Raw genomic sequence first — 24,467 nt, forward strand, 5'->3', positions numbered from 1 at the left:
TATATGCATTTTGTATATTCAAAGCAGCTTTTATCCGAACTCCCCGTTATACTTCAAAAATCAGTCATACTTTTGAAGCGCCAGACAAATGATGTACAATAGATTACAAGAAATTTTAAATTATTTTGCTGTAAGGAGGCTCGCTGGAATCCATGAAAATTACTTCAATCGAACCGACTCCGAGTCCGAACACGATGATGCTTCACCTGGACGAATCGCTGGAGCCGGGAATTCGCAAAACATATACACTGGAAACAGAACGTTCCGCGCCTCCTTTCATCCGCCGTATGCTGCGGATCGACGGGGTAAAGAGCGTATTTCACACCGCTGATTTTGTCGCGCTGGACCGCAAGGGCAATGCCGACTGGGCAGCCATTCTCGGAGAGGTGCGCGAGCAGTTCGGCGCGGACGCGGCGGACACGAACTGGGACATTCCCGGGGAAGGTGAAGTTGAAGCCTTCGGGGAAGCACACGTATTCGTGCAGTTCTTCCGCGGTGTTCCCATGCAGATTCGCGTCAAAGCAGGCGGACAGGAGGAGCGCATTTCCCTTGCCGACCGCTTCGTCAACGCGGTCACTGAGGTGGCCAGCGCTACCCTGATCAAGGAACGAAAGCTTGTTGATTACGGCATCCGCTATGGCGAGCTGGCTGATATCGCACGTGAGGTGGAGCAGGAGCTTGAAGCCGCATATCCGCCCGAGCGCCTGTCCAAGGTAGTGGAACAGGCCATTGCCCATGGCAAGGACAGCGGCGAATTCATCGAGCAGCGGCGCGCATACACCGACGCAGAGATTGAAGAAGCGCTGGGCAGCGAGGATTGGCGCGTACGGTATGCGGCCATTGATGCCATGGAGCCGGCCCCCGAGCGTCTGTCGCTGATCACCCGCGCGCTGCGTGATGAGAAGATGCAGGTTCGGCGCCTGGGCGTAGTCTATCTCGGCGATGTGCGCACTCCCGAGGCCATGGAGCTGCTGTATGAGGCGCTGCGCGACCCTTCGGCTTCCGTACGACGGACGGCAGGCGATACCCTCTCCGACATCGGCGATGCTGCCGCTACCGCTCCGATGATTGCGGCGCTGAAGGACAGCAGCAAGCTCGTGCGCTGGCGGGCAGCGCGTTTCCTGTATGAAGTCGGAACCGAGGATGCCCGCGATGCGCTGGAGCAAGCGGTGGAGGATCCCGAGTTCGAAGTCAGCCTGCAGGCCAGAATGGCCCTGGAGCGGATCGAATCCGGAGAGCAGGCCGCAGGTACGGTATGGCAGCAGATGGCGAAGCGCAATTCCTGAGGAAGCCTGAAAGGTATGATGCACAACGAAACATCCGCAGCTTCCCTGAAGAAGGAGCAACATAGCAATAACACAAAGACCGTCCCGGCAGCTATTTAGCTCCGGGACGGTCCTGCAATCCATTAATCCATTTCCATTATGTCTTTTGTTCTCTCAGATGCAGCAGCTATCAATAGATATACAATCACGATTCCGCACGAGATGGGTCCCAGCATACTAACACTCTCTCCTTTTTAACTAGGATATGCAGAGGTAAGCGGCCGAATGCTACTTATATTTTCCCCAGAATCTCGTTGGATAAACAAATACAGGTGAGAATCAAGTATAATTCCTTTGTAACTGTTTAGCATCAGGTCTGTCGAAAGAGACCATAAGGAATTTAGTGCAATAATCATGAAGAAATAAAGGATGAGGCGAGCTTCTTACGGTGTGGACTATATCGTAGGGAACCTTATGTTTGAATGCCACAACGGTATCTATTCGTTCGACCACGGGTTATAATGGGGATAAGGAGTTGATGAGAATGGCGGGTTTGAAGAAAGTCACCTTGGATAATCAGACGCAGGAAGCGCTTTGGAGTCTGCTTCATGATCAAAATGAAGTTATAGCCGATGTTTTGGGCACAGAAGTAAAATTGACAGTACTTGCGAAGCTTGCAGATCATGCCGATACGGATGATATTGTCGCCGAGATCGAGTCTGACCCGGAATTGAAGGCAATGCTGCTTGCATCTGATGAAGATATCAAGGCCGGAAGGGTATACACGGCAGAAGAAGCTATTCAGTATCTTAAGGATTACCATTCCAAGTAATGCGCAAGGTTAGCTTTTCCCAGAGCGTGTTAAATCGGATTGCCAATATACGAAGTATTCATTTTTCATCTCAAGAAACTGCACGTTTCCAAGTTGAACTGATCGGAACCATTCGTGACCGACTTTCCACGATCACGCCATTAGCGGGATACCATGAATACAAGAGAGGACCTTGGGCGAATACACGACGTATTCTTGTTTTTGATTATAAGGTCTATTACGTTTATCTCTATGAAAGTGATGAAATCATTGTAAAAGGTATTAAAGCGCCGTGTATGAAATGATACCTTTCTTCAGATGAGTCGATCACTTTTCGCAATTTTATTGAAATGGAATCTTTCCCTCGATACCTATACCGATAGTTAGTCCTCAGAGATTCGCGCGCAAGAGCCGAACACAGGTGACAGTGTTCGGCTCTTTAATTTGCCAAGGGAGGTGGGGTCAACTGCGATGGGAGGAACGCTTCGCTCTCGGAGCGCCTCACAACAGTCAAATGGAATCCCCTGGGCTTTAAATATGATTAGTCCAAAAAGCCAGTCGAGCCGGAGCTGTTGATTGCATCCGTCTTGCCGGAGTTGCCAGGCATTAATCCCAAGCGGTTATGTACCTGTTGATTAATTTCGTGCAGACGCTTGGTATGCTCGGTAGCCGATTGAATGATAATCCGGTTCGATTGCTCATATTGGTCCATGGCGCTGAACAGATCGCTCATGGCTCGGTCAATGGATTCGAGTTGAATTCCCGGCCTTCCCAGCAGTTCCGTCGTTTTTTGCGTCGTTTCCTTCAGTAAGCGCGCGTTGTCTTCAAACATATTTTGCAGCGTATGGTTTGCGGCATTCACGGCATTGATCGTTTCCACTTGATCCTGAAGCGCAAGGGCGATCATCGCGGATACCGTAATCAGATGCTGCGTTTTATCAATCGTCGCATCTACCGAGTCGATGAGTTTATCATTATTATCATTAATAATATCTGCACCGGCGATCGCTTGCTGGTACAGCATCACCATTTCCTCAAACGACTGAATGCGGGTTACAACCTTGCGCAGCCCTTTCTCCAGCTGTGTTTTGCGAAGCTCATTTGCCGGCTTGGCAATCTCGGCTTCAAACATTTCTTTCAATTTATGTCCCATTGCAATACGAACCTGCAAATTATAAACGGATTCGATAGAAGACCTTTTCAGATTCTTCATATAAGCAACGTTTTCTTCCAGCGTCTCTTTGCCATTTCGCAGCGAGGAGACGATGGCATCGACATTCGTTTTCACCGATTGATATTTATAAATATAATTTTTGAGCGGGCTTTTTTTCAGAAGCCTATCAAAAAATCCGATTTGCTTGCTCTTGCTTAATGAATCAATCTCGCTTCTCAGCTTCAGTATGCTATTGGGAACCTCGGACCGGTTACCGGACATTAAATCATTCACAGGACGCTGCAGCATGGCCAAGGATTGACCGGCCTGCTCCATCGTTTTTTGGCCCATTCTGCCGATGGAATCCATCAGAGTTTCAAGCTCAAGGTTGTCGGAGGTTGAGATTTTGGAAATGAGCTGCTGGGCTTCAGATTCAACCTTCGTTAAATCTACCGGTTTGATTTGAACAAGAGTTGTTGACATGCTGTTCCTCCTTAATTTGACGCACTGTATCTTTGCTGAATTAAATCCATGCGTGTTTTTAATTCAATTAAATCTTTTTGTTCGATGCTTTCGACGTATTGAGAGAGCTTCGAATTAATATCCTTCATTCCGTTCAGCAGCAGACGCCGGTTTTGGCGTTTCGCCTCAGGTCCCAAATTAAGAAACGGATTGACGGCTCCGTTAATATCTTTAAAGACCAAGCGCTGAATGTTGTGATTAATGTTGGGATCGTTCATCTTCTTTAATTGAGGAATCAGCCGCAGCACACGGGTGAGCACCTTTAGTGTCTTCTCTACAATTTCATCATCAAGGGTATTTTTCTGCCCTTCGGATATGATCATTTCTTCTAATACATGGATGTATTGAATCACCGGTCCCCAAAACGGATCATTTTCTTCTTGAGCACGCTCGTTCTGGTCATACACCTGATTGCTTGCCTGATTTTGTACCTGGTTATCGTTAGGTGAAGCCTGTGTTTCCCTCCGCTCATTCACAGGCAGGTAAGGCTTGTACTTGATTCCCTTTTGCGAACGGCGCAAGTAGCCAATACTCAATAATGCAAAAATTGTCGGTATACATAGGTTCAGGAAATCGGGAAGGATGCGGGATGTTATAAACTGTGAAATTAAAAATCCGACAATGGATATCCCTGCTGCTACACCATATCGCATAATTGTTCTCACCTCTTACTGATTGCTGTTGGACATGCAACGCCCTGCCATTACTTGGTATTCTCTAGCCTTCATGATACAGGGCGCCCTATTATACTGTCAATTTTTGAATATGCCCTTTATGGAAAGATCCGCTTCATGACCATCTCTTTTTCGACATGGGTTGCCATAATTCCGAATTCAGGATCAGGTACCTCCACCTCTTCATCCAGGAGCAATTTAATCGCAAGATAAGGAAAATTGATCCCGGTCAAGCAAGAGGTATAAAGACCGCCCGATGTTCTCGGGTTAATCTCAAGCAGCTTGGGCTTGTCCCCCTGATAAATCACCTGAATATTGAAGTTATACTGGAGTGGTAATACTTGATGGATTTGATGTGCCCAATCTATTAACAGCTCGTTCTTCTCCAACAGGCGCACCCGGCCTTCCACCTTTTTACGCGGTACAGCAGCCAGCAAGGAGGATGAGGACGCAAGGCAATCAATGCTGTATTCATGCCCCTTCATGAACTCCATCACCATCAGTGGCGGGAACGCGGGAACACTTGAAAGCAAACGAATCGCTTCATCCAGATGAATATAGGGTCCGCATGTGTCATAAAGACTCATAATCGATGGCCGTGCTTCCTGGATCACCCGAAAGCCTGCGCCCCCTTCTCCGCTCGCCGGTTTAAAGCAAACCTTGTACCCCTTTGCTTTCAGTCGGTGATAGGCTTCTTTAAATTCCTCCACAGTTGACACGACCTCATAATCCGGCAAAGTGATGCCCTCTAGAGCTGAGAGTGCTGAAAATAATTTGCCTTTATCAGATACCAGGCCGATAAGATCGGCATCTCCGGCAGCTAATAGCTTTGTCCCGATGCTGGCAAATTCCGCATGATGCTTTACAATTTCCGACATTCCGAAATGAGGGATGAAAATATCAATGCGATGTTTTTTGCAAAAATCGAGACAATACCCTGGATACTCATGAACAGGCAAGCTGGGCTCAAGCTCGGCATAATCTGCAATCTGTAACATCAGAGAGTGTTTTTTTGGATGTGTCACATAAATCTCAAACTGCCTTTGATCCGCGTTATGACGAATCATTTCAGCATAGTGGCTTGCGGTTGAAAAAGTCCGATTATACCAAATACGTAAGCCCATAAAGTTCTCTCCTTCATTATAAAATGCCGGAAACCTGCTGCTGTATATTCAAAAAATAGTCTGTAATCTCCTCAATGAGTTCTTCTGCAGCCTTTATTCCTGACAGCCGTGTATATCGTACCCCCTCGTTCTCCGGCTTGCGGGCATACAACTCGCCATGCCTTGGCGATAAAGCAAGATCGGAGATGCTCAGCAAACTTTCATCCAGCAGGGAATCCCCTGCCGAAGCAATATACCGTGCTCCCACAAGCTCGCGAATATAAAGAACCGCATCCCCTTTATTGACGCCGGCAGGCACTAAATACAGCTTTCTCCCCTGAAGTGATACATGCCAGCCCATGCCCTCCAAACGGTGCCTGAATTCTTCAATAATGGGAACCGGTACACGCTCGGGATCCAGAATAACGGTAAAGAACAGCTCATCCGAAAAATTCACTTTCTTGACCCACTCCGGTGAGCTAATCTGCTCAAACGCTCTTCTTACCTCCTCGAAAGAGGCGCTCTCCATCAAAGCTCTTTGAATTTGAGCCGACCATTCCCGATCCATGACCCCGTTAACCAAAACTTTCCCGCCGTTGCTTGTCACCGCATATTTCGGCTTCAGAAATTCCTGAATATAGAAAATCCGCTTATACTGCTCCTCTGTCCTGGTCGTAACGGGAATGAACAGCGCTTGATCAGCAAGGTTTTGCAGTAGTTCGATAGAGGTTTGAGTCATATACGAAATATATTCCCCTTGGTAAAGCTCAACCGGAACAAGCTCATGCTCCGGAACTGCGCCCATTGATTTTCTGGAATAAATAAGAGTCCTGTCCAGATCGCTTGAAAAGATCATACTTTCTCTCCTTTGGCCGGCCGAATGATTCCACAGCATGAGTATGTTAATTCAGGGTAAACCTCAACTGGGACATTTCTGTCCTGTGCCAGCAGACGAATATGCTCCAGATTCGGATTGTCCTCCCGGTCAACAAGTATCTTCCAGGGCACTCGTCTCAGCAGCACCCGGGTCGTTTCACCGACGCCCGGCTTGACCAAATTAACGTCACTGATGCCGAAGTCATGCTGAATGCGCGTTATATCCTGCATTCCCTTCCATGATTCTTCTTCCGGATACCGGTATAGCTGCTCGGCTTGCAGCTTCGCCTGCTCAGCAACTTCGGCGAAGAAGGCTGATACCTGATCGGCAAACAGATTCGACACATCTTCAGCCAACCATTCACGATAATATTTTGCTCCATGAAAATCATGTGGGCCAATAAGGTCAGGGCGTAGAACAGTCCGGCTTACCAATCCGGAGACAGTAGAATTTAATGCAGCGCTCGGGATCAGAAAATCTTCACGGGTTCCGAAGGTCAGGGAGCAGTGGCCGGGATCTGCAAGGACAGCCAAGTCATCGTTCAGGCGAAGTTGATATTTTTCGTAAAATGCTTGGCAAGCCTCTATAAGCACTTTGCGGATCGCTCCCTTGCCTGTCCAGCCGTCCACAAACTGAATCTCGCTGGATGGATGATTTTGCAGCATATAAAGAAGCGCATTTTCATCGATCCCTTTACCTCTGATAATCGAAATACTATAGTGCGGCAAGGCTGTATCATAAGTTTTTTCAATATAACGTTTGATCAGTATCCCAATGGGCGTTCCGGCACGGGCCAGAGATGCCAGCACCAGGTTAAATCCTCTTTTTTTCAGAATAAGCTCTGCAGCCACCGCCGCAGCCAGAGCCACCTTTTTGGCGGTGCTTTGCAATGTTCTGTGAAATAAATCAAGGTACTCCTGCGTAGGCTGGTATTCTACCGGAAGCATTTCGGAGTAATGCCTGCCCGCCTGGATCGCTTCTTCCCGGTCTTCTGTCGGAACTTCAAGCTTGGCGTCGCTTATATTCTTTAGCAGAAAAACAACATCCTCCGCTTTATAGCTGCCCATTAACGGCGGAGACAGCAGTCTGGTGTCTAGTATCATAATGTACACTCCTTATCCTTAAAACAAGACCATATTGATTTGGGGGATGCCCGTAGACAGAAGAGCCTTTTCATAAGATTTAAGAGCATCGGGATGGCTCGACCGTTCTATAAAAACAAAGAGCTCTCCGTACACTCCCTTGGGAACATTATAGAAATAGTAAGGAATCGCCGGATCATCCGGAGATTGAAAAGCAAATTTGTTCTTGACTGCATATGCTTCATCCGCAAACGGATGAATCGGGCTCCTTGTGCTTGACTGATAGAAAATACCTTCTCCCATTTCCGCCGCAATTCTCATGGGAATATACATGAATTCTCCCGTACCCAGACAGAGGGTGCTTTTGTCCGTTCGATACTGCATTAGACACGCTGCTGCATTCGAGATAGATTCATCCAATGCATAGCTTTCCTGGGCACTCATTCCAAATCGTCCCGATAGTTTCAGATACGGCTCTTTATTCACATCACCAAGAGAATTGACGGAAGAATAGCCGAGATGATCAAAATATTCAGACAGCGAGATACTGCGGATTCTCTGTTCTCCAGCCTCATCCGTCGGCAGATGCGAGAGGTTTGCCATAACCTCCGGCGTTCCGCTCACGCTAATTTTTCCTTGTATCAGGGAGATACAATCTATCGTAATGCCCATGCTTTGTTCAACCTGCGTGAATTGCGACTTTTGCTCTTCTGACCGCCAGTCCAGGAGACTTGCCAGCACATAGTGCCTTCTGGGATGCTTTTGCTGGATATCCTTAATAATGTTAAGGGCCGTTTTGCCGGTTGTGATTTCATCATCGACCAAAACAATCGTATCCTCACCCTTGAAAAAATCAGCATCAGCCGCATAACAACGGTGGGCTGTGGCATGAGAATGCTCCTCCTCGAAGCTCAAGCGGGGACTGGTTTCATGAATGTTCTCCCTTGTCGTATGAATAAATCTGGCTGGACCTGTAAACAGATCAAACATCCCATGTCCCAAAGCTGTCGCGGTTTCTGCAAACCCGATAAATATTGTGGGCTTGGGGACGGGAAGACGATTCTGCTTCAATTTCTCATGCAGCTTGGCAGCTTCCGCCGGATCGCTGAATCCCCGCACAATCTCGTCCATTTCGACCGGAAGCTGCTCCCCGTTTTGAGCCTGGAGCAGAAGCCCCAAGCTTAATGCGCCCAGCAAACCAGTGTGAGGCTTAACAGGGATATGCTTGCCGAGAATTTTGCTGACAAATAAAAAGCTTCTTTTCTTATTGATCCGCGCTGCCAGGGCAAAGAGATCATCCAGTGGAATCTGATACGGATTGTCCGTAATTTGAATATCCAGGTTTAATTGATCCAGCACATTAAATGAGTATTTGTTCATGTTCTTTTTCTCCAAGGAGTAGAGTTGTAAAATTAACGTTTTCTTGAAGCACGCCATACACCCTTGCCCGTGCCAGCATTCGCTGCGCCCAGTTGAGATGGGGTTTGATTTCATTCATTTTATTGGAATATTTGCTTTTGAATACGCCCAGCATACCGGTGTTATTGTCGATAATAGACAATGCGTCCATATATTCCTCATGTGTCACAACATACATCGATTGAACCGGCAGAATGTGGGTTGGATGAATGATCGTTTTTCCAATAATTCCATTTTCCTTGTCCATGGCTATCTCACGGATCAACCCGTCTACGTATCTATTCAAAATTTCCATTCTGCGCTTTCTGCCTACCCTGCCTGCGGTTTCTTCAAACAAGGTCTGTCTCAGTTGCGGCTTAAGCACCCGATCCGACTTGAAATACTCCCATACAGGCCCGGAAATGACATGTCCGTCTTCCGCACGTCCAAAGTAATTTATAATATCGGTAATACAATCCCGGATCACGGAGATATCATAAATCGTCATGTCAGGGCTTCTGCGCAAGCCAAACAAACTTGAAAAATCAGTAGCCCCAATCCGGATGTTCAATATGCAGCCTTTATACTGTGCGATGAGTTGTCTGAGTGCCGATAAGGTCTGGTATCTTACTTCTTTATAGATGACATCCGATGATTCAAGAATGGGCAGTCCATATAATGTCGGTGATGAGAGCGGCTTGGTATAATTATAGCTTTGGATGATTTCAAGATATTGCTGCCCATTGGAAAGCGAGAATTTCGGCAGCATAAATCCTGTAATCATTTCCGTCGTTTCTTCAAAGATCGTAATGATGCGTTTGAGCTGCTGCGGTGACCGTACCCGGATAAATATTAATGGGATGCTTTCTTCACTGACTGCTCCCAGCTTGATCATGGTGTAGAGACGATAGATTTGATCCAGCATGGAGGCCTCCGCCTGTTCAACTTGATGGTCGCCAACCGCATCTTCCAAGTCTATAACCATGGAGGTAAGGCCTTTGATTTTATTGTCTATAATGTCTTCCACAATAGCAGGCCTTGTAGCCGGCATGTATAAGGCGGCGCCCACTGCATACGCCAAGGTCTCTTTTGGGGTCCGGTTGGTAAAATGAGACGGGGCTATATGAAATATTCCGGCTTCCTCTTCCGGCTGCAAATAGTTAAAATAGCGCACATTTCTTCCTCCTTGACATGCAGCGTAATTCCAGGTTGCGGCACCTGCCAACAAAAATGCGAGTACACTCTAAAATCCAAAAAAAACCCTCCCAGTGAAAGGAGGGACCCGAAATTTAGACTATGCGGATTTTACAGAGCTGGATTTTTTGCGGATGGAGCTGAAAATAATGGTCCCGACAAATACAGCGATCAGGATAGCAAAGAAGAGATAATGCGACATCTCAAATCCTGCTACAGCCGCAAGCATTTTAGCCCCGATAATGATGATGAGAATAAACGCCGCTTGTTCAAGTTCCGGATACTTGTCAATCAATTTCAGGAATACCTGTGCGACCCCCCGCATCATCAGCACACCCAAAATGCCGCCAAGGAACAGCACCCAAACTTCATTGCTTACGCCAAAAGCTGCAATGACGCTATCAATACTAAAGGCAATATCCATAGCTTCTACGGCAAGCACGGTTTGCCAAAAACCTTTGCCTTTATTTTGGACCTCTTCTCCTCCCTCTTCCTCGCTGGCAGGCTGACGGCGAATATAAGGAAGAATTCCATAAAACTTGATTTCAAGCTTGAACAGGTGGCTGAGCGCAATCCACAAGAGATAAAGACCCCCGACAATCTTGACCCAAGTGATTTTAACAAGGAAGGTGCCAATGCCGATGGCGATGAACCTGAAGACGTAGGCCCCCAATAGACCATAGAACAATGCTTTCTTCTGCTGCTCTTTAGGCAAATGTTTGACAAGCACGGCCAGCACCAAGGCATTATCTGCCGAGAGCAGCCCTTCTATGATAATCAGAGAGAATATAATTCCCCAGCTTGCCGGCTCGCTTAAAACTTGCCCCATATGCTCCCAGTTAAAAAATGAAGAAAAATTATCTATTAAACTCTGGAAAAAACCGCTCACTTACTTTCCCCCTTTAAAATATCGGACCTATTTCCATCCGGTTGTCCACTGCATATTCCAGCCGTAAGCTCGATCAAGCTCCTTATGACCTGAGGTATAGTGGACCAGCTTTTCCACACTAAAGGTCTGATTGTTAACATTGGTAATTAATGCAATACCACACATGCCCTTTCGGTTATTATGCTCGTCCAGGCGAACCTCGATATCGGGGCCTCCGCTTTGCTTGATAGTAACGATACCATCAGCTTCCGCCCAATTCGCAATGCCTTCATAGATATAAGCGAAGACCAGTATACGTTTGATTTCCGAGAGATAATTGCCATTGATGCGAAGGTTTTCCCCAGTCTTCACCATCCCGGTCCGGTCGTCCCCATCCAGCGCAACATAGGGCTCGTCATCTAAAGAACCAAACTGTCTTCCCAGAGCTTGAACGACGCCTTTATAGCCGTCTTGTAATTCGAAGAGACACCCGAGATCCAGATCAATTTTTCTTGCAGAACCAAAGACAGACTTTTGGCCCTGGGTCCAATTTAGATTGATCAAAATCTCGCCCAGCGGGCCCGCACCCTTTTGCAGATTGATTTTGTCTCCGCGTTTCTTGAGCTCAATCTTCGACAGGTTGACAGGCTTAGGGGCCGGAAGTGGAGGCGTGTGCTTTTGCTCATTCACAGGCGCCGGAGCAAGAACGCTCTTGGACGGTTGAGGAGCCGGTGAAGATGCGGATTCTTCCTTGACTTCGATGCCATAGCTTTGACAAAGGGCTTCAAGCCCGCCGGAATAGCCTGCAGCGATGGAATTGAACTTCCATTGCCCCTGATGCCGGTAGAGCTCCCCTACAACAATGGCAGTTTCCACACTGAAAGGAGTGTCTATATTGAATCGGATAACCTCCTGGCTGTTCGCCGGATCAATGATTCGAATATATGTATTTCGAACCCTTGCAAAGCTTTGTGACCGTTTTTCTCCCTCATAAACGGTGAGAGAGAAGGAAATTCTTTCGTACTGGTCAGGTACGCTGTTAAAATTGACCTCCAGTTGCGCTTTATCCGCTGCCCCGGCCAAATTTGCAGCCTGCTGCCGGACAGTTACACACTGATTGGGACCGGCAGGATTGCCGTAAAAGATCAGATCGGAATCCTGCGTGACCTTGCTATTTCCAGACAGCAGAAAGGAGGAAAAATCGATATCCACGCCATGAGCAACTTCCCAGCCCATGCCAATAACAACATTTTTCAAGTGAGGGTTCGTTTTCGTAAGATCCGCTTTTTGGCCTTTGATCAACGTAATCGTCATCTATACCAACCTTTCAAAAAACTCATTACCGGGTGCTGATGACCCCGCACCCGGCTTGATATTACTGAGCATCTAAGCCGTAACTCATAACCATTCCCCTATTAAACGGTTACTCCGTAATCCCGGCACAATCCGGCAAGCCCATCCTGGAAGCCGCTGCCAACCGCACTAAACTTCCATTCGCCATTATGCCGGTACAGCTCTCCCACAGTGATAGCCGTTTCAATGGAAAAGTCTTCACCGAGATCATAACGGATCAATTCTTCGTTGTTTGCTTCATTCACAACACGGACATATGAATTGGCCACCTGGCCGAAATTTTGATTTCTCTCTCTTGCTTCATGGATCGTAATGCAGAAAGCGATTTTATGAACCTCAGCCGGCACATTGGCCAACTCTATCATGACCGACTCGTCGTCCCCCGCACCTTCACCGGTACGGTTATCACCAGAAATGGCTATGGAATGATTGCTGTTCGACGGATTATTATAGAAGATGAAATCCTGATCGGAACTCACTTTGCCTGCGGCATTCAGCAGAAAGGCTGAGGCATCCAGGTCAAAGTCAGCACCACCATCATATTTGTTGGTATCCCAGCCCAAGCCTACGATCACTTTCGTAAGACCCGGATTCGTTTTCGTCAGATCGATTTTTTGCCCTTTGGATAAACTGATTGCCATGATTAAATTTCCCCCTTATAAGTTATAATCAGAGCCCGAAATCTCCTGGTGCTACACCAAGCACCTCACAGATCTCTCTAACGGATTTCTTTTCCAACTCGTCGAAGTCACCGTCAGCCGCCCCCACTGCACAGCATACTCCCACAATGATTCTTCCAACTTCAGGTTTGGATTTGAATTTAGCGATGACTCGCATCGCTTCCTGCTTGCCAACCATAACATCAAAATCCATATTGCCGGCATAATGATTGAAACGTTCAATCACTTCGCTCATGTTAAATACCTTCAATTCCTCGCTGCGGCCCAAATATCCGGCCATCTTTTGCTTTTCTGAAGCATCGATGGTTCCGTCAGCAACGGACACAATGGCACATCCTGCTACGATCGCTTCAAGCAAATCCTTGTTTTTAAACTTTTTCACATTGTCGGAAAGAGTTCCTTTTGTACGAGACAGCCATCCTTGGAAAGCGTTCATAGCCCCTGACATTTAGGTTAACCTCCAATTGTTTAATTACGATAAAATGATAAAAAAAGTCGTATCAGCTCGTTGTTTGTTTCATTACCAGCATAAAGTATGAAATGCAACCAAAATGCTTACTTCTTTCTTGTTTGGATCACTGTCCGGTTAAGCGGAAAGGCCAAAGTCACGGATCAACCCGGCGAGGCCGTCTTGATATCCACTGCCGACAGCGCTAAATTTCCATTCGCCGTTATGACGGTACAATTCGCCAACAACGATCGCCGTCTCCACGGAAAAATCCTCGCCAAGATCGTAACGGATCAGCTCTTCGCCGGTTTCTTCATTGACTATCCGTGCAAAAGCGTTCGATACTTGTCCGAAATTCTGGTTGCGTTCCGCACCCTCATGGATCGTGATGCAGAATGAAATTTTCTCAATGTCTGCAGGAACGGCAGCCAAATCCACCTTGAGCTGTTCGTCGTCCCCTTCGCCTTCTCCAGTGCGGTTATCGCCGGTATGTACAACAGATCCGTTTGCATTTTTCGGATTATTGTAGAAGATGAAGTCTGTTTCTGTCTGGGCTTTTCCTGCTCCGTTCAAGCAAAAAGCAGAGGCATCCAGGTCAAAGTCGGCGCCGCCGTCATATTTATTGGTATCCCAGCCCAAACCTACAACCACTTTCGTAAGACCCGGATTTGTTTTTGTCAGATCGATTTTTTGTCCTTTGGATAAGCTGATTGCCATGATTAAATCTCTCCTTTATATAGCTTATATAGTTCAAATCTACAATGAATTATTGGAACCGTTGCGCCAAAATATCGATATGAGCAGCGTGAGCCCCTTCGCCCACAGCGTTAAACTTCCATTCTCCATCATGCCGATAGATTTCCCCGGCCAGCAGAGCTGTATATCCGCCGTAGTTATCCGTCAAATTAAAGCGGACAAGCTCCTCATTACTCTGTGAATTCACAACCCGAATATAAGCGGATTCTATCATTCCAAAATCCTGGCCGCGTTGTTCACATTGATAGATATTAACGACCATCAAAATCTTCTCGACATCGGCGGGAACCTTTTTCAAATCAATCATAATTTGCTCGTCATCCCCGTCGCCTTCACCCGTTAAGTTGTCGCCGGAGTGTTTGACAGAGCCGCATCCGCTAACTTTATTATAGAAGCAGACCAGATTGGAATCTTTCTCAAGTCTTCCTTGTCCATTCAGCAGGATAGCCGAGGCGTCACAATCAATGTTCGCACCTCTTTTCCTCCCGAAAAAGCCTTTTGTCTGAACCGGGTCCCACCCCAAACCTACCGTAAGAAATGAGAGGCCTGAACTCCCTTTTGTCAGGTCAATCTTCTGCCCTTTAACCAACGAAATCCCCAAACTCGACACCCTCCCCGGGATTTTTCTCCCAAACTTAAATATAGTACTAATAACCCAAAAAAAACTAGACGCATGCATCTTACTCTTCTACTACGCATAGGGGAAATATATGGTTTCATTTGCATAATATTTTTGCGTCTATTGGGTCGTTATCTCAATTATACCTTATAATTCTTCGCAATGTCCGATTTTTCACCAAAAAAATGCAAATTTCTCCTGCTCAAAAAGGAAATTCTCCCAGATCAAAATAACATTTAGGAAAAACAGATTATATCTTTGGAACTACTAGCAAAAGATGTGTACTGGTGCCGTAGTCTTGATAATAATGAACAATAAACAGCCCGTTCCCCCTGGAAACGGACTGACTCTATAATTTTCAAATCTCTTCTATACAATTAATGCATTCCGGAAACGGCGTGATCCCGAAAAAACCTTCTGCACAACAAACCGATCAAAGCCGCAAGACCTGTCAATCCGGCAGCAAACAGGTACAAATTCACGATCCCGAACCTTTCGGCGATCCAGCCCATCAGCAGCAGGGAGACACAGAACATCAGATTCATGAGCACCGCCTGGGCTGACAGCACTTTCGGCAAATCCGCATCCCCCACGCTTTTTTGAATTAAAGTTCTTCGACTAACAATTGACAGCTCTGCGGGCGGACCCATCAGCAGCACGATGAGCAGTGTCAGGGCAGCCGATTCGTTCAGTGCGTAAAACGCTGTCAATACACCATAGCCGAACATGCCTGCCACCATTGATCCGAACAGCCTCTTCTCCAGCAGACGGGTGCAAGCCAGCACCAGCAGCCCCCCTCCTATGGCTCCCGCAAAATAGGCAGCATTAATGTATCCCCACCAGGCCTCGCCTTTATGCAGCACTTCCTGGGCAAACGCCAGGGTAAAGGCCCCTACCCAGACCGAGCCGCCAAGCATATCCACCATATCGATGAACATAAGCAGCTTCAGCCTGCTGCTGGCAGCGATCAGCCTCCAGCCTTCCTGCATCGTCTTCCACCGCTCCGTCTTTCCGGAATGTCCGGAATCGTCCTGCGGAGAACCCGCCATTTCTGCCCCTTCCTCAGAACGGACACGGGTGTGGGGATTCAGCCAGTATCTGTCGTCCGTTTCCAGCGGATCACGGATCAATGCTGTAAAAACAAGCGCGACTGCATAGAGTCCCCCCGCAAGCAGCAGCGTTTTCTCCGCTCCCAATACGGCCACCAGCACACCGCTCAAACCCCAGCCTGCAAGCTGAACGGTCTGGTCGCTGACAGAAATCAGGCTGTTTGCCTTCATTAAGGCAGCGCCGGGGGCCAGCCGCGGCACTAGTGAGTTGCGCGCGGGAGTAGTCCAGCCATCCAGGAAGGATAAAGCTATAACCAATATAAATACGATAGTCCAGCCCCCGGAGGGCCCTGTCATCCACAAATGGAATATTAGAATTGCAAACAGCAGCAGCTGTCCCATTTGGGAGATAAACAGAATGAGCGGAAGCTGGAATCTGGCCAGCAGCAGAGGGGCGAAGAAGCCGCTGATCATCTGGGTCCCCATGCGCAGCAGCGGAATCAGAATGGCGGTGATGATCGAATCGGTCCCATGAAAGATCAGGGAGATTAACGCCATAATGTACAACACATCCGCAGCGTTCGACATCGACTGAGTACCTATCAAGTAAGTAAATGACCTTTTGTGCATATGTACTCCTTACTCTGCATTTTTCGGCACACTTTCCACTGTGCAGCAAAAAAGCCGCAGTGTACTGCGGCCACAAGTTTTAAAATCATATTATCAATTATGTCCACGAAAGCTCTACCCTGAGCCCGCCCGTCCCCTTTAAATCGCTCACTTTATAAGAAACAGACTTGACCCCCAACTTGTACAGCACCTGCAGATCCTGCTTCAACTTGCTCTCGCTCCCCTTGTAGACAAAAAGCAGAGAACGCGAACCGCTCTTCATCGCTTTGCTGGCTAATGTCTTAATGTCACTGGCCGTACTCAGCGTATTTCCATTCTGAGTCAAATCGTATTCGAGGGCTTGATACAGCTGCTTGTACGCCTTGGATGCTGCGCCGCCTGGCGCGATCAAGCTGTTCAGCGTGTCCCGGTAGGACGTGCTGGCAGCCGGATATTGCTTGGTCCAGGCGTGATCCTGCCGCATTTCCGTATCAGTCAGCATATAGTATGTGGTGCTCACTTCATTGGGACGGTCCGGCGTCGGGTCATCCCAAGTGGTATCCATATGATACCATTTGCCGTCCAGCTGCACAAGATTCCAGGCATGAAGCTGCCCGCCTGCTCTTCCTTCTATGATCCGGTTGGGGATGCCGGCCTGATTAAGCATCTTATATGCCAGCAGAGCATAGCCCTGGCACACTGTACTGCCTGTACTCAGCCCGTCATAGGCCGTATATTTCTGCAGTGTCTCATCATACTTAAGCCGTTTTACAATCCAGTCATGTATAACCTTCGCCTTTTCATGATTAGACATGCGCGGAGTTATCATTTGGGCGAGTGCCGTCTTAACCGTACTGTCTACGAAAGCCGTTTGTTCCTTGGTCTCCCGATAGTTCAGTTTTACGGTTACATCAGCCGATGTGGCAGTCCCCTTGTAGCTGAATTCATAGCTCTTGATCGTATAGTTTATGTAAGGGTCAATTATCATGGCCTGATCAATTGCGGTCTGAAGCCTGCTTTTGAGCTCCTGTACATTGCCTTTGTACGTGAAAGATATCGTTTCACTGCGGGTCTGCATCGCATCGGCCAGCTTTTGCTGCAGCTGATCGGCTGAGATGGAGGCCGCCGTATTCACTGCACCCGCCGCATATGCATTGTCCCAATCCATAACCTGCGGAACCATGACGGTGAGGAGTGAGCCTGCTACCAGCAGCCTGGACATTCTGGAGCCAATGGTTTTCTTCATGAGCAGCTCCTGCCTTTCTTAGTAATTTAGCAGCATGAAATATGTATATCCCAAAAAAATATCATGCTTTGGACCTATAATCAGCTAAAGCAATTCAGGAAATTACAACCATTTTACCATAAAACGATTACAGTCCGTATAAAAAATATTGCAGATTTTTGCGAATTTTGCCGTTTTTTTTCGGTCGGGATCATCTGGAATATCACTTTTTCCCAAAGAAGTAGCACTTGCGAGGTGTCGTTTTAGAACAAAAAAGAGCGCCCCCGGGTCCATGGACCCTGAGACACTCCCACTGGCTTGCTGTTCTGTGCCACACTTATCTGAATTCGGATAATTGGTTATTTAGACCACGGGTTGCGCCGTATACCTCACGGTATAGAGCGAACAGCCTTTCATACTGCCGTACAGCCTCTTCATCCGGAGAATAACGCTTGGCCGGCCGGATAAACGCCTGTGCGCAAGACTGAAGAGAATCAAACCATCCGCAGCCATATGCCGCCAGCATCGCAGCCCCCAGCGCCGGACCTTGCTCGCTTTCCAGCTTGATGACCGTGGCATTGAACACATCCGCCTGCATCTGCAGCCACAGCTCGCTGCGGGCGCCACCACCGATGGAGACCACCTCGTTTACCACCTTGCCGGTGCTCCGCAAAATATCGATGGATTCTTTCAGTGAAAAGGTGATGCCCTCCAGGACAGCACGGGTAAAGTGGGGCAGCTTGTGGCTCGCATCCATGCCGATAAAGCTGCCGCGGATTTGCGAATCCGGATGTGGCGTGCGTTCACCGACGATATAAGGTGTAAAGAGCAGCCCCCCGCTGCCGGTCTGAACGCCTTCCGCCTGCTGCAGCAGCTCCTCGAACGGCTGCTCAGGGGCAAACGTCTCCTTAAACCAGGTAAGGCTGTAGCCTGCTGCCAGCGTCACCCCCATAATATAGTAGGCATCTTTCTCGCCATGATTGAAAAAGTGAGCTCTGCCTTTGATATCCAGATCCTTGCGTTCCTCGTAAGAAAGGACAACCCCCGACGTTCCGATGCTGCACATCGTCTGGCCTTCGCTTAGAATGCCGGAGCCGATCGCTCCGCATGCGTTATCCGCTCCGCCGGCGTATACAGGCGTTCCTGCCGCAAGTCCTGTTCGTGAGGCGATTTCCGGCAGGAGACCTCCCGTCTGATCAAAGGATTCCACCAGCGGAGGGCACAGCGACAAAGGCAGGTCGAACGCGGCCGCGATTTCTTCGCTCCAACGCTTGCCCGCCACATCCAGCAGCAGCGTTCCCGCCGCGTCTGAATACTCCGACGCCAGCTCGCCGGTCAGTCTGAAGCGCACATAATCCTTCGGCAGCATAAAATGTGCCGCACGTGCCAGCAGTTCAGGTTCATGCTCTTGTACCCACAGAAGCTTGGGCAGCGTGAAGCCCTCCAATGCCCGGTTGCGCGCGATGCCCAGAAGCTTGGGACCCAGGACGTTTTCAATCCGCCGGCACTGCTCAGTCGTACGGGTATCGTTCCACAGAATGGCTCTGCGCAGCACCTGTCCTTTTTCGTCCGTCAGCACAAGCCCGTGCATCTGGCCTGAAAAGCTGATGCCATCCACGCTTTCAGCCTGTATTCCGGCCTGTTCCACCAGCTTGCGCAGCGAAGCCACGGTTCCTTCCACCCAATCCTGCGGGTCCTGCTCGCTGTATCCCGGCTTGGGCTGATGCAGCGGATAAGCCTCCGATGCCTCGTAAGCCACCTTTCCTTCACGGGTCACCAGTACCGTCTTCACCGCACTGGTCCCCAAATCCACGCCGATCACATAACGCTCCATGTTCTCATCCCCTTACCGGTTGCTCATATGAGACACAGCTACCGCTGACTGCCGCCAGCGGTAACTTTTTTCAAATCAAACGAACTATTATTCAGCCAAAATGTACTGGTTAAGCGTCGCCTTCAGCCATTCCTGGCGTCCGGATTCGTTTTTGCGCGGTTGATCGTTATTCAGCGCATACTCCGCAAGGGAGGCAAGGGTAGCTTTGCCTGATACGATATCCTGTCCGATGCCTTCCTTGAAGCTGCTGTACCGTTTCTCGATGAAATCCTCAAACACACGGTCTTCGATCAGCTTTGCCGCCACCTTCAGCCCTTTGGCATATGTGTCCATACCGGCAATGTGCGCCAGGAACAGATCTTCCGGCTCAAAGGATGCGCGTCTGACCTTCGCGTCGAAGTTCACGCCCCCTTTGCCAAGGCCGCCGTTTTGCAGCACTTCATACATCGTAAGGGTCGCATCGTAAATGTCGACCGGAAACTCGTCTGTGTCCCAGCCGATCAGCATATCTCCCTGGTTCGCATCCAGCGATCCGAGCATGCCGTTCATACGGGCTACACGCAGCTCATGATTGAACGTATGCCCTGCAAGCGTCGCATGATTTGCTTCAAGGTTCAGTTTGAAGTGCTTATCCAATCCGTACTTTTGCAGGAAAGCAATCGTAGTGGCCGCATCAAAATCATACTGGTGCTTCGTTGGCTCTTTTGGCTTCGGTTCGATCAGGAACTGAGCCTCAAAGCCGATTTCGCGGGCATAGTCGATGGCCATCTGGAACATGCGCGCAAGATTATCCTGCTCCAGCTGCATGTTCGTATTAAGCAGTGTTTCGTAGCCTTCACGGCCGCCCCAGAACACATAGTTTTCACCGCCGAGGCGTTTGCCGATTTCCAGCCCTTTTTTGATCTGGGCAGCAGCATGTGCATATACATCGGCATTGCAGGTGGTAGCCGCACCGTGCATATAGCGAGGATTTGTAAACATGTTGGCCGTATTCCAGAGCAGCTTCTTGCCCGTTGCTTTCATTTGCTCCTCAATCAGATCCACAATCGTATCCAGGTTGGCATAGAATTCCTTCAGACTGGAGCCCTCCGGAGCAATATCCACATCATGAAACGCAAAATATGGAAGGTTCAGCTTCTCCATCAGTTCAAAGGCAGCTTCAACCCGCGCTTTAGCCAGGTCAAGACCTTTAAGGTGATCCCATGAACGAACGGCCGTTTCTGCACCGAACGGGTCAGAGCCGCCTGCAGTCAATGTATGCCAATAAGCCATGCTGAATTTAAAATGCTCAGCCATCGTTTTTCCTGCGACAACTTCGTCCGGATTGTACCATTTGAACGCGTACGGATTCGTAGAGTTTTTGCCTTCATAACTAATTTTTGAAACGTTTTCAAAGTAAGCCATTTGATTACGCCTCCCGGTCTCATATTAGGTTCTTGCGGATTTTATTTATCTCTCAATATCATTTACACCGCTATACTAACACAGCCCACAGAACTTTGTCTATTGCTTAAACTAAGTATTTTTTTTAAGATAGTTAAAAAGTATTCAGAACAGGAAGTGGGCACATGAACGTCACAGGTGATCAGGCACTCGTCAAAAAGCTGAACAGATCGATTGTGCTCGATACCATCCGGTTCCATGCCCCGCTCTCCCGCGCGCAGGTGTCAGCACGCACCGGGCTGAACAAGGCCACGGTTTCCAATCTGGTCTCCGAATTAATGGCAGATCAGTTGGTACGCGAAACAGGCCCCGGGGAATCCAGCGGAGGGAGAAAACCGCTGATGCTGTTATTTAACCGGGGAGCCGGTTATGCCATCGGAATTGAGTTAAGCGTAAGTTATGTAAAAGGGGTTTTAACCGATCTGGAAGGCCATATTGTGGAGGAACGGAATGCTGCGCTTGAGGCTACGGAAGTCACATTCGTGCTTGATACGATGCGCGGCATGATTGCTCAGCTTATTCAGGCCGCTCCCTCTTCCCCTCACGGTATCGTCGGCATCGGAATTGGTGTGCCGGGCATGGTCGATGCCGAAGGCACTGTTCTGTTCGCCCCCAATCTTGGCTGGGACAATACCGCGCTGCGGCAGCCGCTTGAACGGGAATTCGGCCTCCCTGTTACGGTGGACAATGAAGCGAACGCCGGCGCACTGGGCGAACTCCATTACGGTATGACCGGCGATGAGCAGCATGCACCGCGCCATCTTGTCTACATCAGCGTAGGTTCGGGGATCGGCTCCGGCATCATCATGGATGGCAAACCATACAAAGGTGCATGGGGCTATGCGGGCGAAACCGGGCATATGTCCATCGATTGGGACGGCCTTCACTGCTCCTGCGGCAGCAGGGGCTGCTGGGAGCTCTACGCTTCCGAAAGAGCCTATGACCATACAGCGTACGACCTGCCATCCAGCAGCACGATGCGATTGCTTGAGCTTGTCCGCCAAGGAAACGAAGCAGCCCGGCGCGTATATGAAGACATCGGTACGTATCTTGGCATCGGCATTACCAATATCGTCAACAGCTTTAACCCGGAGCTCGTCATCATCGGCGGCCACCTGTCCGAAGCCCGTCCCTGGCTTGAGCCATCGCTGCAAAGCAAGGTTGCGGAGCGCACGCTGCCGTACCACAGGAGAGAGCTGAATGTCCGTTTCTCACAGCTGGGCAGCCGCTCTACCGTGCTGGGCTCTGCCTATTCAGCCATCTCCGCATATCTGGGTCATGTCCGTGTATCGGTCTAACGGGTTATGACATTGGCAACCAGCCCTGAAGCCTCTGGTGAGCGGGGCTGCTGCCTCAGACTGGGCCACACTCCGCCTGCTATTCCCTTTCAGAGGTTGTTCAAAAAGTCATCTTTTGATCACGAAGGAAGTCAGGAAGCGGACTCGACATCGAATCTTGAATTCAGCCGGGCCTTCCGGTGCTCACGTACCCCATGTACGCTCCGCTCCTCAATCCCTAGCTTCATTCAACCTTCTCGGTGCTGAAAACCTGACTTTTTGAACACGCATTTTTATATCAGCCCGACACCATGACCCCAGTAGTTCATCCCTTCAGCCATCGAAGCATTAACCGTTAACACCTGGACCGACAGCATGATGACTGTTCTCCTGCGCTTCATTGCTTACCACCTTTCCGCAAATATAGGCATACAGGTACTGCAGACGGACTGTAGCATAATTGCGGTATTGTTCAAATAGAGTCATACATTTTATGATATGATCCTGCTGGTTGATTTGAACTGAAAGATGAAAGCCGTCCAGAATATTTTGGAGTCCTTCCTCAAACCGTTCTTTCCTGAAGTTGTAGACAGCAAGATGTCTGTAATACGAAGCAAGACGGACAAAATTAAACTCCTCTTTATACCGGCTCTCCCACTGGCCCGGATCCGTGACACTGTAGTAGTTCAGATGGCCGGCGAACAGCCCAAGCTGCTCATCGATAAAGTAACCGTACTTATTGGCGGATTCCAGCAGCGTGATCACGCCCTCAAGAATCTCTTCCGGCTGCTCCAGCAGCAGCTCCACATAAGGAGCGACCGCGCCCTTCTTTCCCATCTTGACGTCTACGCACATCGTGTTGGCCCTGGCGAACAACCGGAATAGCTCAACATAGCGCTGCCCTGCCTCATCCAGATCACGGAACCAGCCCAGCTCCGCATACTCGGCGATAAATTGCCTGGACTCCTCGCATCTGCCGGAATATTCATAGGCGCTGGCCTTGAGAAGACGGCTCTTGCCGTAATAAAACACTAGCGGACGCCGGAGCGCATAACGTTCAGCATCCCAATCGCGTCTGCTTGTCCGGCATAATCCCCCGGTCAGTTCACACAGCTCATCCGAATAAAATATAACTTTATCCCACTGCTGTTTGACCGCGAAAAACTCGGCCAGCATATGCAGCCCGTCCAGCACAAGGGCCTCGGGAAGCCGCCAACGGTATGAATGAAAACGCAGGGCAGACTCCAGATTGCTGCGCTCATCCTTCTCGTGAATTTGAAAAAGGCGGAGATGGCTGACCGCGAGCCGTTCGGAATGACTGTACTTTTCACTTTCAATGACACGCTCGTAGAGAAACAGCGCCGCCTCATGCCAGCTATTCTCATACATGATCTCGGCCGTATCAAAGATGTCCGGGATATGCGACAAATTATCCGCAAGGCGATCCAGTACTTTGTTGATACAGTCAAGCTTCTTTAACTGCGCACAACGAAGCAGAAACGGACGAAGGCGCCTCCAGTGGGCAGCCGTCTCGCGAAAGCACTCGTCTGCATACATTTCATACAGAGCTCCCTCGGGCAAACCCATGCCTGCCGTGATCAGATCCAGTTGACCAGGCGAAACTAATCTGGGAGGATTCCCGTTAATAATGCCGCTGAGCGTTCCTCTGTTAACACCGGCTGCATCTGCAAAGCTCTGAAGTGTCTGTCTCTCCCGTCTGATATGCTCTTCCAATTGTGAACGAATCGTGGTGTTATGGTCCAAGTTAACACCCCCTGTAGACTAAACAATCCCTTTCAGGAAAACCCGCATATTTTGCAAGCCATAATTGAATATACCAAGATTATATGTCTATATTTTACAGTGGTCAATCCATTTGCATCAACTTAAGCAAAAGAAGCCACTACCTTATTTAAGGCATTGGCTTCTACAATTTAAAGGATGAAGCCTCCTTCTACAGAAGCTTATTTATTCAGAACTTTGGCAAACTGGGTTTTATTCATACCCGAAATACGTGTTTCACCAATCAGCGTCAGAGGCACGGCGCGGACACCCATATCCCATACTTCCTGCGCATAGGCTTCATTCGTTTCGATGTTGCGTTCTTCGAATTCGATCCCCTGCTCTGTCAGATAGCTCTTCACCTGCTTGCAATGCGGGCAGTTTGTAGATGTATACACGATCGCTTTTTCCACTTTAATCACCTCATTTAAATTATAACCTTACT

At 48.8% G+C, this 24,467-nt stretch carries 22 protein-coding genes; 3 read left to right on the plus strand and 19 right to left on the minus strand.

Annotation, left to right across the window (positions count from 1 at the left end; translation table 11 throughout):
- The first annotated feature begins 152 nt into the window (after positions 1-152).
- Together ACE41H_RS16985 and ACE41H_RS16990 are read left to right on the plus strand one after the other, a co-directional pair.
- On the plus strand, positions 153-1,286 hold the full coding sequence (locus ACE41H_RS16985; RefSeq protein WP_375356668.1) for a virulence factor: 1,134 nt from the start codon (positions 153-155) through the stop codon (positions 1,284-1,286).
- Positions 1,287-1,809: 523 nt separating this feature from the next.
- Entirely contained in the window at positions 1,810-2,097 is a 288-nt protein-coding gene (locus ACE41H_RS16990; RefSeq protein WP_375356669.1) for a hypothetical protein, read from the plus strand.
- 520 nt (positions 2,098-2,617) lie between these two features.
- On the opposite strand, the gene ACE41H_RS16995 is transcribed toward ACE41H_RS16990, so the two are convergent.
- From ACE41H_RS16995 to xylA, 17 genes are all read right to left on the minus strand, one after another.
- On the minus strand, positions 2,618-3,712 hold the full coding sequence (locus ACE41H_RS16995; RefSeq protein ID WP_375356670.1) for a toxic anion resistance protein: 1,095 nt from the start codon (positions 3,710-3,712) through the stop codon (positions 2,618-2,620).
- Positions 3,713-3,723: 11 nt separating this feature from the next.
- Positions 3,724-4,404 (minus strand): hypothetical protein, encoded by a 681-nt coding sequence (locus ACE41H_RS17000; protein ID WP_375356671.1) that lies wholly within the window; start codon positions 4,402-4,404, stop codon positions 3,724-3,726.
- Between the two features lie 119 nt (positions 4,405-4,523).
- Positions 4,524-5,549 carry an ATP-grasp domain-containing protein gene (locus ACE41H_RS17005; RefSeq protein ID WP_375356672.1) on the minus strand — a complete coding sequence of 342 codons (1,026 nt, stop codon included), beginning with the start codon at positions 5,547-5,549 and terminating at the stop codon, positions 4,524-4,526.
- Positions 5,550-5,565: 16 nt separating this feature from the next.
- On the minus strand, positions 5,566-6,384 hold the full coding sequence (locus tag ACE41H_RS17010; RefSeq protein WP_375356673.1) for an HAD family hydrolase: 819 nt from the start codon (positions 6,382-6,384) through the stop codon (positions 5,566-5,568).
- Positions 6,381-7,508 carry a cysteine protease StiP family protein gene (locus ACE41H_RS17015; RefSeq protein ID WP_375356674.1) on the minus strand — a complete coding sequence of 376 codons (1,128 nt, stop codon included), beginning with the start codon at positions 7,506-7,508 and terminating at the stop codon, positions 6,381-6,383. Before ACE41H_RS17015 ends, ACE41H_RS17010 begins: the two co-directional genes overlap by 4 nt.
- An 18-nt stretch (positions 7,509-7,526) precedes the next feature.
- Complete coding sequence (locus tag ACE41H_RS17020; protein ID WP_375356675.1) at positions 7,527-8,867, minus strand: phosphoribosyltransferase family protein; 1,341 nt, start codon at positions 8,865-8,867, stop codon at positions 7,527-7,529.
- Positions 8,848-10,059 (minus strand): HpcH/HpaI aldolase/citrate lyase family protein, encoded by a 1,212-nt coding sequence (locus ACE41H_RS17025; RefSeq protein WP_375356676.1) that lies wholly within the window; start codon positions 10,057-10,059, stop codon positions 8,848-8,850. The genes ACE41H_RS17020 and ACE41H_RS17025 overlap by 20 nt, the downstream gene beginning before the upstream one ends.
- 120 nt (positions 10,060-10,179) lie before the next feature.
- Positions 10,180-10,908 carry a MeeY/MeeF family manganese export membrane protein gene (locus ACE41H_RS17030; protein WP_375356678.1) on the minus strand — a complete coding sequence of 243 codons (729 nt, stop codon included), beginning with the start codon at positions 10,906-10,908 and terminating at the stop codon, positions 10,180-10,182.
- Positions 10,909-10,995: 87 nt separating this feature from the next.
- Positions 10,996-12,261: a TerD family protein gene (locus ACE41H_RS17035; protein WP_375356679.1), complete on the minus strand. Its 1,266-nt coding sequence runs from the start codon at positions 12,259-12,261 to the stop codon at positions 10,996-10,998.
- A gap of 101 nt (positions 12,262-12,362) precedes the next feature.
- Positions 12,363-12,941 (minus strand): TerD family protein, encoded by a 579-nt coding sequence (locus ACE41H_RS17040; RefSeq protein ID WP_375356680.1) that lies wholly within the window; start codon positions 12,939-12,941, stop codon positions 12,363-12,365.
- Between the two features lie 28 nt (positions 12,942-12,969).
- Positions 12,970-13,416, minus strand: coding sequence for a tellurite resistance TerB family protein (locus tag ACE41H_RS17045; RefSeq protein ID WP_375356732.1), 447 nt, complete (start codon positions 13,414-13,416; stop codon positions 12,970-12,972).
- A gap of 150 nt (positions 13,417-13,566) precedes the next feature.
- Complete coding sequence (locus ACE41H_RS17050) at positions 13,567-14,145, minus strand: TerD family protein (protein ID WP_375356681.1); 579 nt, start codon at positions 14,143-14,145, stop codon at positions 13,567-13,569.
- A gap of 49 nt (positions 14,146-14,194) precedes the next feature.
- Positions 14,195-14,785: a TerD family protein gene (locus ACE41H_RS17055; protein WP_375356682.1), complete on the minus strand. Its 591-nt coding sequence runs from the start codon at positions 14,783-14,785 to the stop codon at positions 14,195-14,197.
- 395 nt (positions 14,786-15,180) lie between these two features.
- Positions 15,181-16,482 (minus strand): MFS transporter, encoded by a 1,302-nt coding sequence (locus ACE41H_RS17060; protein WP_375356683.1) that lies wholly within the window; start codon positions 16,480-16,482, stop codon positions 15,181-15,183.
- A 97-nt stretch (positions 16,483-16,579) separates the two neighbouring features.
- Positions 16,580-17,707, minus strand: a complete 1,128-nt coding sequence (locus tag ACE41H_RS17065) for a transglutaminase domain-containing protein (RefSeq protein WP_375356684.1) — start codon at positions 17,705-17,707, stop codon at positions 16,580-16,582.
- Between the two features lie 316 nt (positions 17,708-18,023).
- Entirely contained in the window at positions 18,024-19,520 is a 1,497-nt protein-coding gene (xylB, locus tag ACE41H_RS17070; RefSeq protein ID WP_375356686.1) for a xylulokinase, read from the minus strand.
- Positions 19,521-19,607: 87 nt separating this feature from the next.
- A complete protein-coding gene (xylA, locus tag ACE41H_RS17075; protein ID WP_375356687.1) occupies positions 19,608-20,924 on the minus strand; it encodes a xylose isomerase in 1,317 nt (438 codons plus the stop codon).
- 164 nt (positions 20,925-21,088) lie between these two features.
- Here xylA and ACE41H_RS17080 point away from each other — a divergent pair, with 164 nt between their 5' ends.
- The gene (locus ACE41H_RS17080) at positions 21,089-22,261 is read left to right on the plus strand and encodes an ROK family protein (RefSeq protein ID WP_375356688.1); all 1,173 of its coding nucleotides are present in this window, start codon (positions 21,089-21,091) and stop codon (positions 22,259-22,261) included.
- 327 nt (positions 22,262-22,588) lie between these two features.
- On the opposite strand, the gene ACE41H_RS17085 is transcribed toward ACE41H_RS17080, so the two are convergent.
- Together ACE41H_RS17085 and ACE41H_RS17090 are read right to left on the minus strand one after the other, a co-directional pair.
- Positions 22,589-24,004: a DNA-binding protein gene (locus ACE41H_RS17085; protein WP_375356690.1), complete on the minus strand. Its 1,416-nt coding sequence runs from the start codon at positions 24,002-24,004 to the stop codon at positions 22,589-22,591.
- Positions 24,005-24,204: 200 nt separating this feature from the next.
- Positions 24,205-24,435, minus strand: a complete 231-nt coding sequence (locus ACE41H_RS17090) for a glutaredoxin family protein (RefSeq protein WP_375356691.1) — start codon at positions 24,433-24,435, stop codon at positions 24,205-24,207.
- Positions 24,436-24,467: the final 32 nt, after the last annotated feature.

The organism is Paenibacillus enshidis (assembly GCF_042136365.1).
Taxonomy (GTDB): domain Bacteria; phylum Bacillota; class Bacilli; order Paenibacillales; family Paenibacillaceae; genus Paenibacillus; species Paenibacillus enshidis.

Excerpts from the sequence above, each read along its gene's own strand:
- ACE41H_RS16985 (WP_375356668.1), top strand. The coding sequence starts at position 153 with ATGAAAATTACTTCAATCGAACCGACTCCGAGTCCGAACACGATGATG.
- ACE41H_RS16990 (WP_375356669.1), top strand. The coding sequence starts at position 1,810 with ATGGCGGGTTTGAAGAAAGTCACCTTGGATAATCAGACGCAGGAAGCG.
- ACE41H_RS16995 (WP_375356670.1), bottom strand. The coding sequence starts at position 3,712 with ATGTCAACAACTCTTGTTCAAATCAAACCGGTAGATTTAACGAAGGTT.
- ACE41H_RS17000 (WP_375356671.1), bottom strand. The coding sequence starts at position 4,404 with ATGCGATATGGTGTAGCAGCAGGGATATCCATTGTCGGATTTTTAATT.
- ACE41H_RS17005 (WP_375356672.1), bottom strand. The coding sequence starts at position 5,549 with ATGGGCTTACGTATTTGGTATAATCGGACTTTTTCAACCGCAAGCCAC.
- ACE41H_RS17010 (WP_375356673.1), bottom strand. The coding sequence starts at position 6,384 with ATGATCTTTTCAAGCGATCTGGACAGGACTCTTATTTATTCCAGAAAA.
- ACE41H_RS17015 (WP_375356674.1), bottom strand. The coding sequence starts at position 7,508 with ATGATACTAGACACCAGACTGCTGTCTCCGCCGTTAATGGGCAGCTAT.
- ACE41H_RS17020 (WP_375356675.1), bottom strand. The coding sequence starts at position 8,867 with ATGAACAAATACTCATTTAATGTGCTGGATCAATTAAACCTGGATATT.
- ACE41H_RS17030 (WP_375356678.1), bottom strand. The coding sequence starts at position 10,908 with ATGGGGCAAGTTTTAAGCGAGCCGGCAAGCTGGGGAATTATATTCTCT.
- ACE41H_RS17035 (WP_375356679.1), bottom strand. The coding sequence starts at position 12,261 with ATGACGATTACGTTGATCAAAGGCCAAAAAGCGGATCTTACGAAAACG.
- ACE41H_RS17040 (WP_375356680.1), bottom strand. The coding sequence starts at position 12,941 with ATGGCAATCAGTTTATCCAAAGGGCAAAAAATCGATCTGACGAAAACG.
- ACE41H_RS17045 (WP_375356732.1), bottom strand. The coding sequence starts at position 13,416 with ATGAACGCTTTCCAAGGATGGCTGTCTCGTACAAAAGGAACTCTTTCC.
- ACE41H_RS17050 (WP_375356681.1), bottom strand. The coding sequence starts at position 14,145 with ATGGCAATCAGCTTATCCAAAGGACAAAAAATCGATCTGACAAAAACA.
- ACE41H_RS17060 (WP_375356683.1), bottom strand. The coding sequence starts at position 16,482 with ATGCACAAAAGGTCATTTACTTACTTGATAGGTACTCAGTCGATGTCG.
- ACE41H_RS17065 (WP_375356684.1), bottom strand. The coding sequence starts at position 17,707 with ATGAAGAAAACCATTGGCTCCAGAATGTCCAGGCTGCTGGTAGCAGGC.
- xylB (WP_375356686.1), bottom strand. The coding sequence starts at position 19,520 with ATGGAGCGTTATGTGATCGGCGTGGATTTGGGGACCAGTGCGGTGAAG.
- xylA (WP_375356687.1), bottom strand. The coding sequence starts at position 20,924 with ATGGCTTACTTTGAAAACGTTTCAAAAATTAGTTATGAAGGCAAAAAC.
- ACE41H_RS17080 (WP_375356688.1), top strand. The coding sequence starts at position 21,089 with ATGAACGTCACAGGTGATCAGGCACTCGTCAAAAAGCTGAACAGATCG.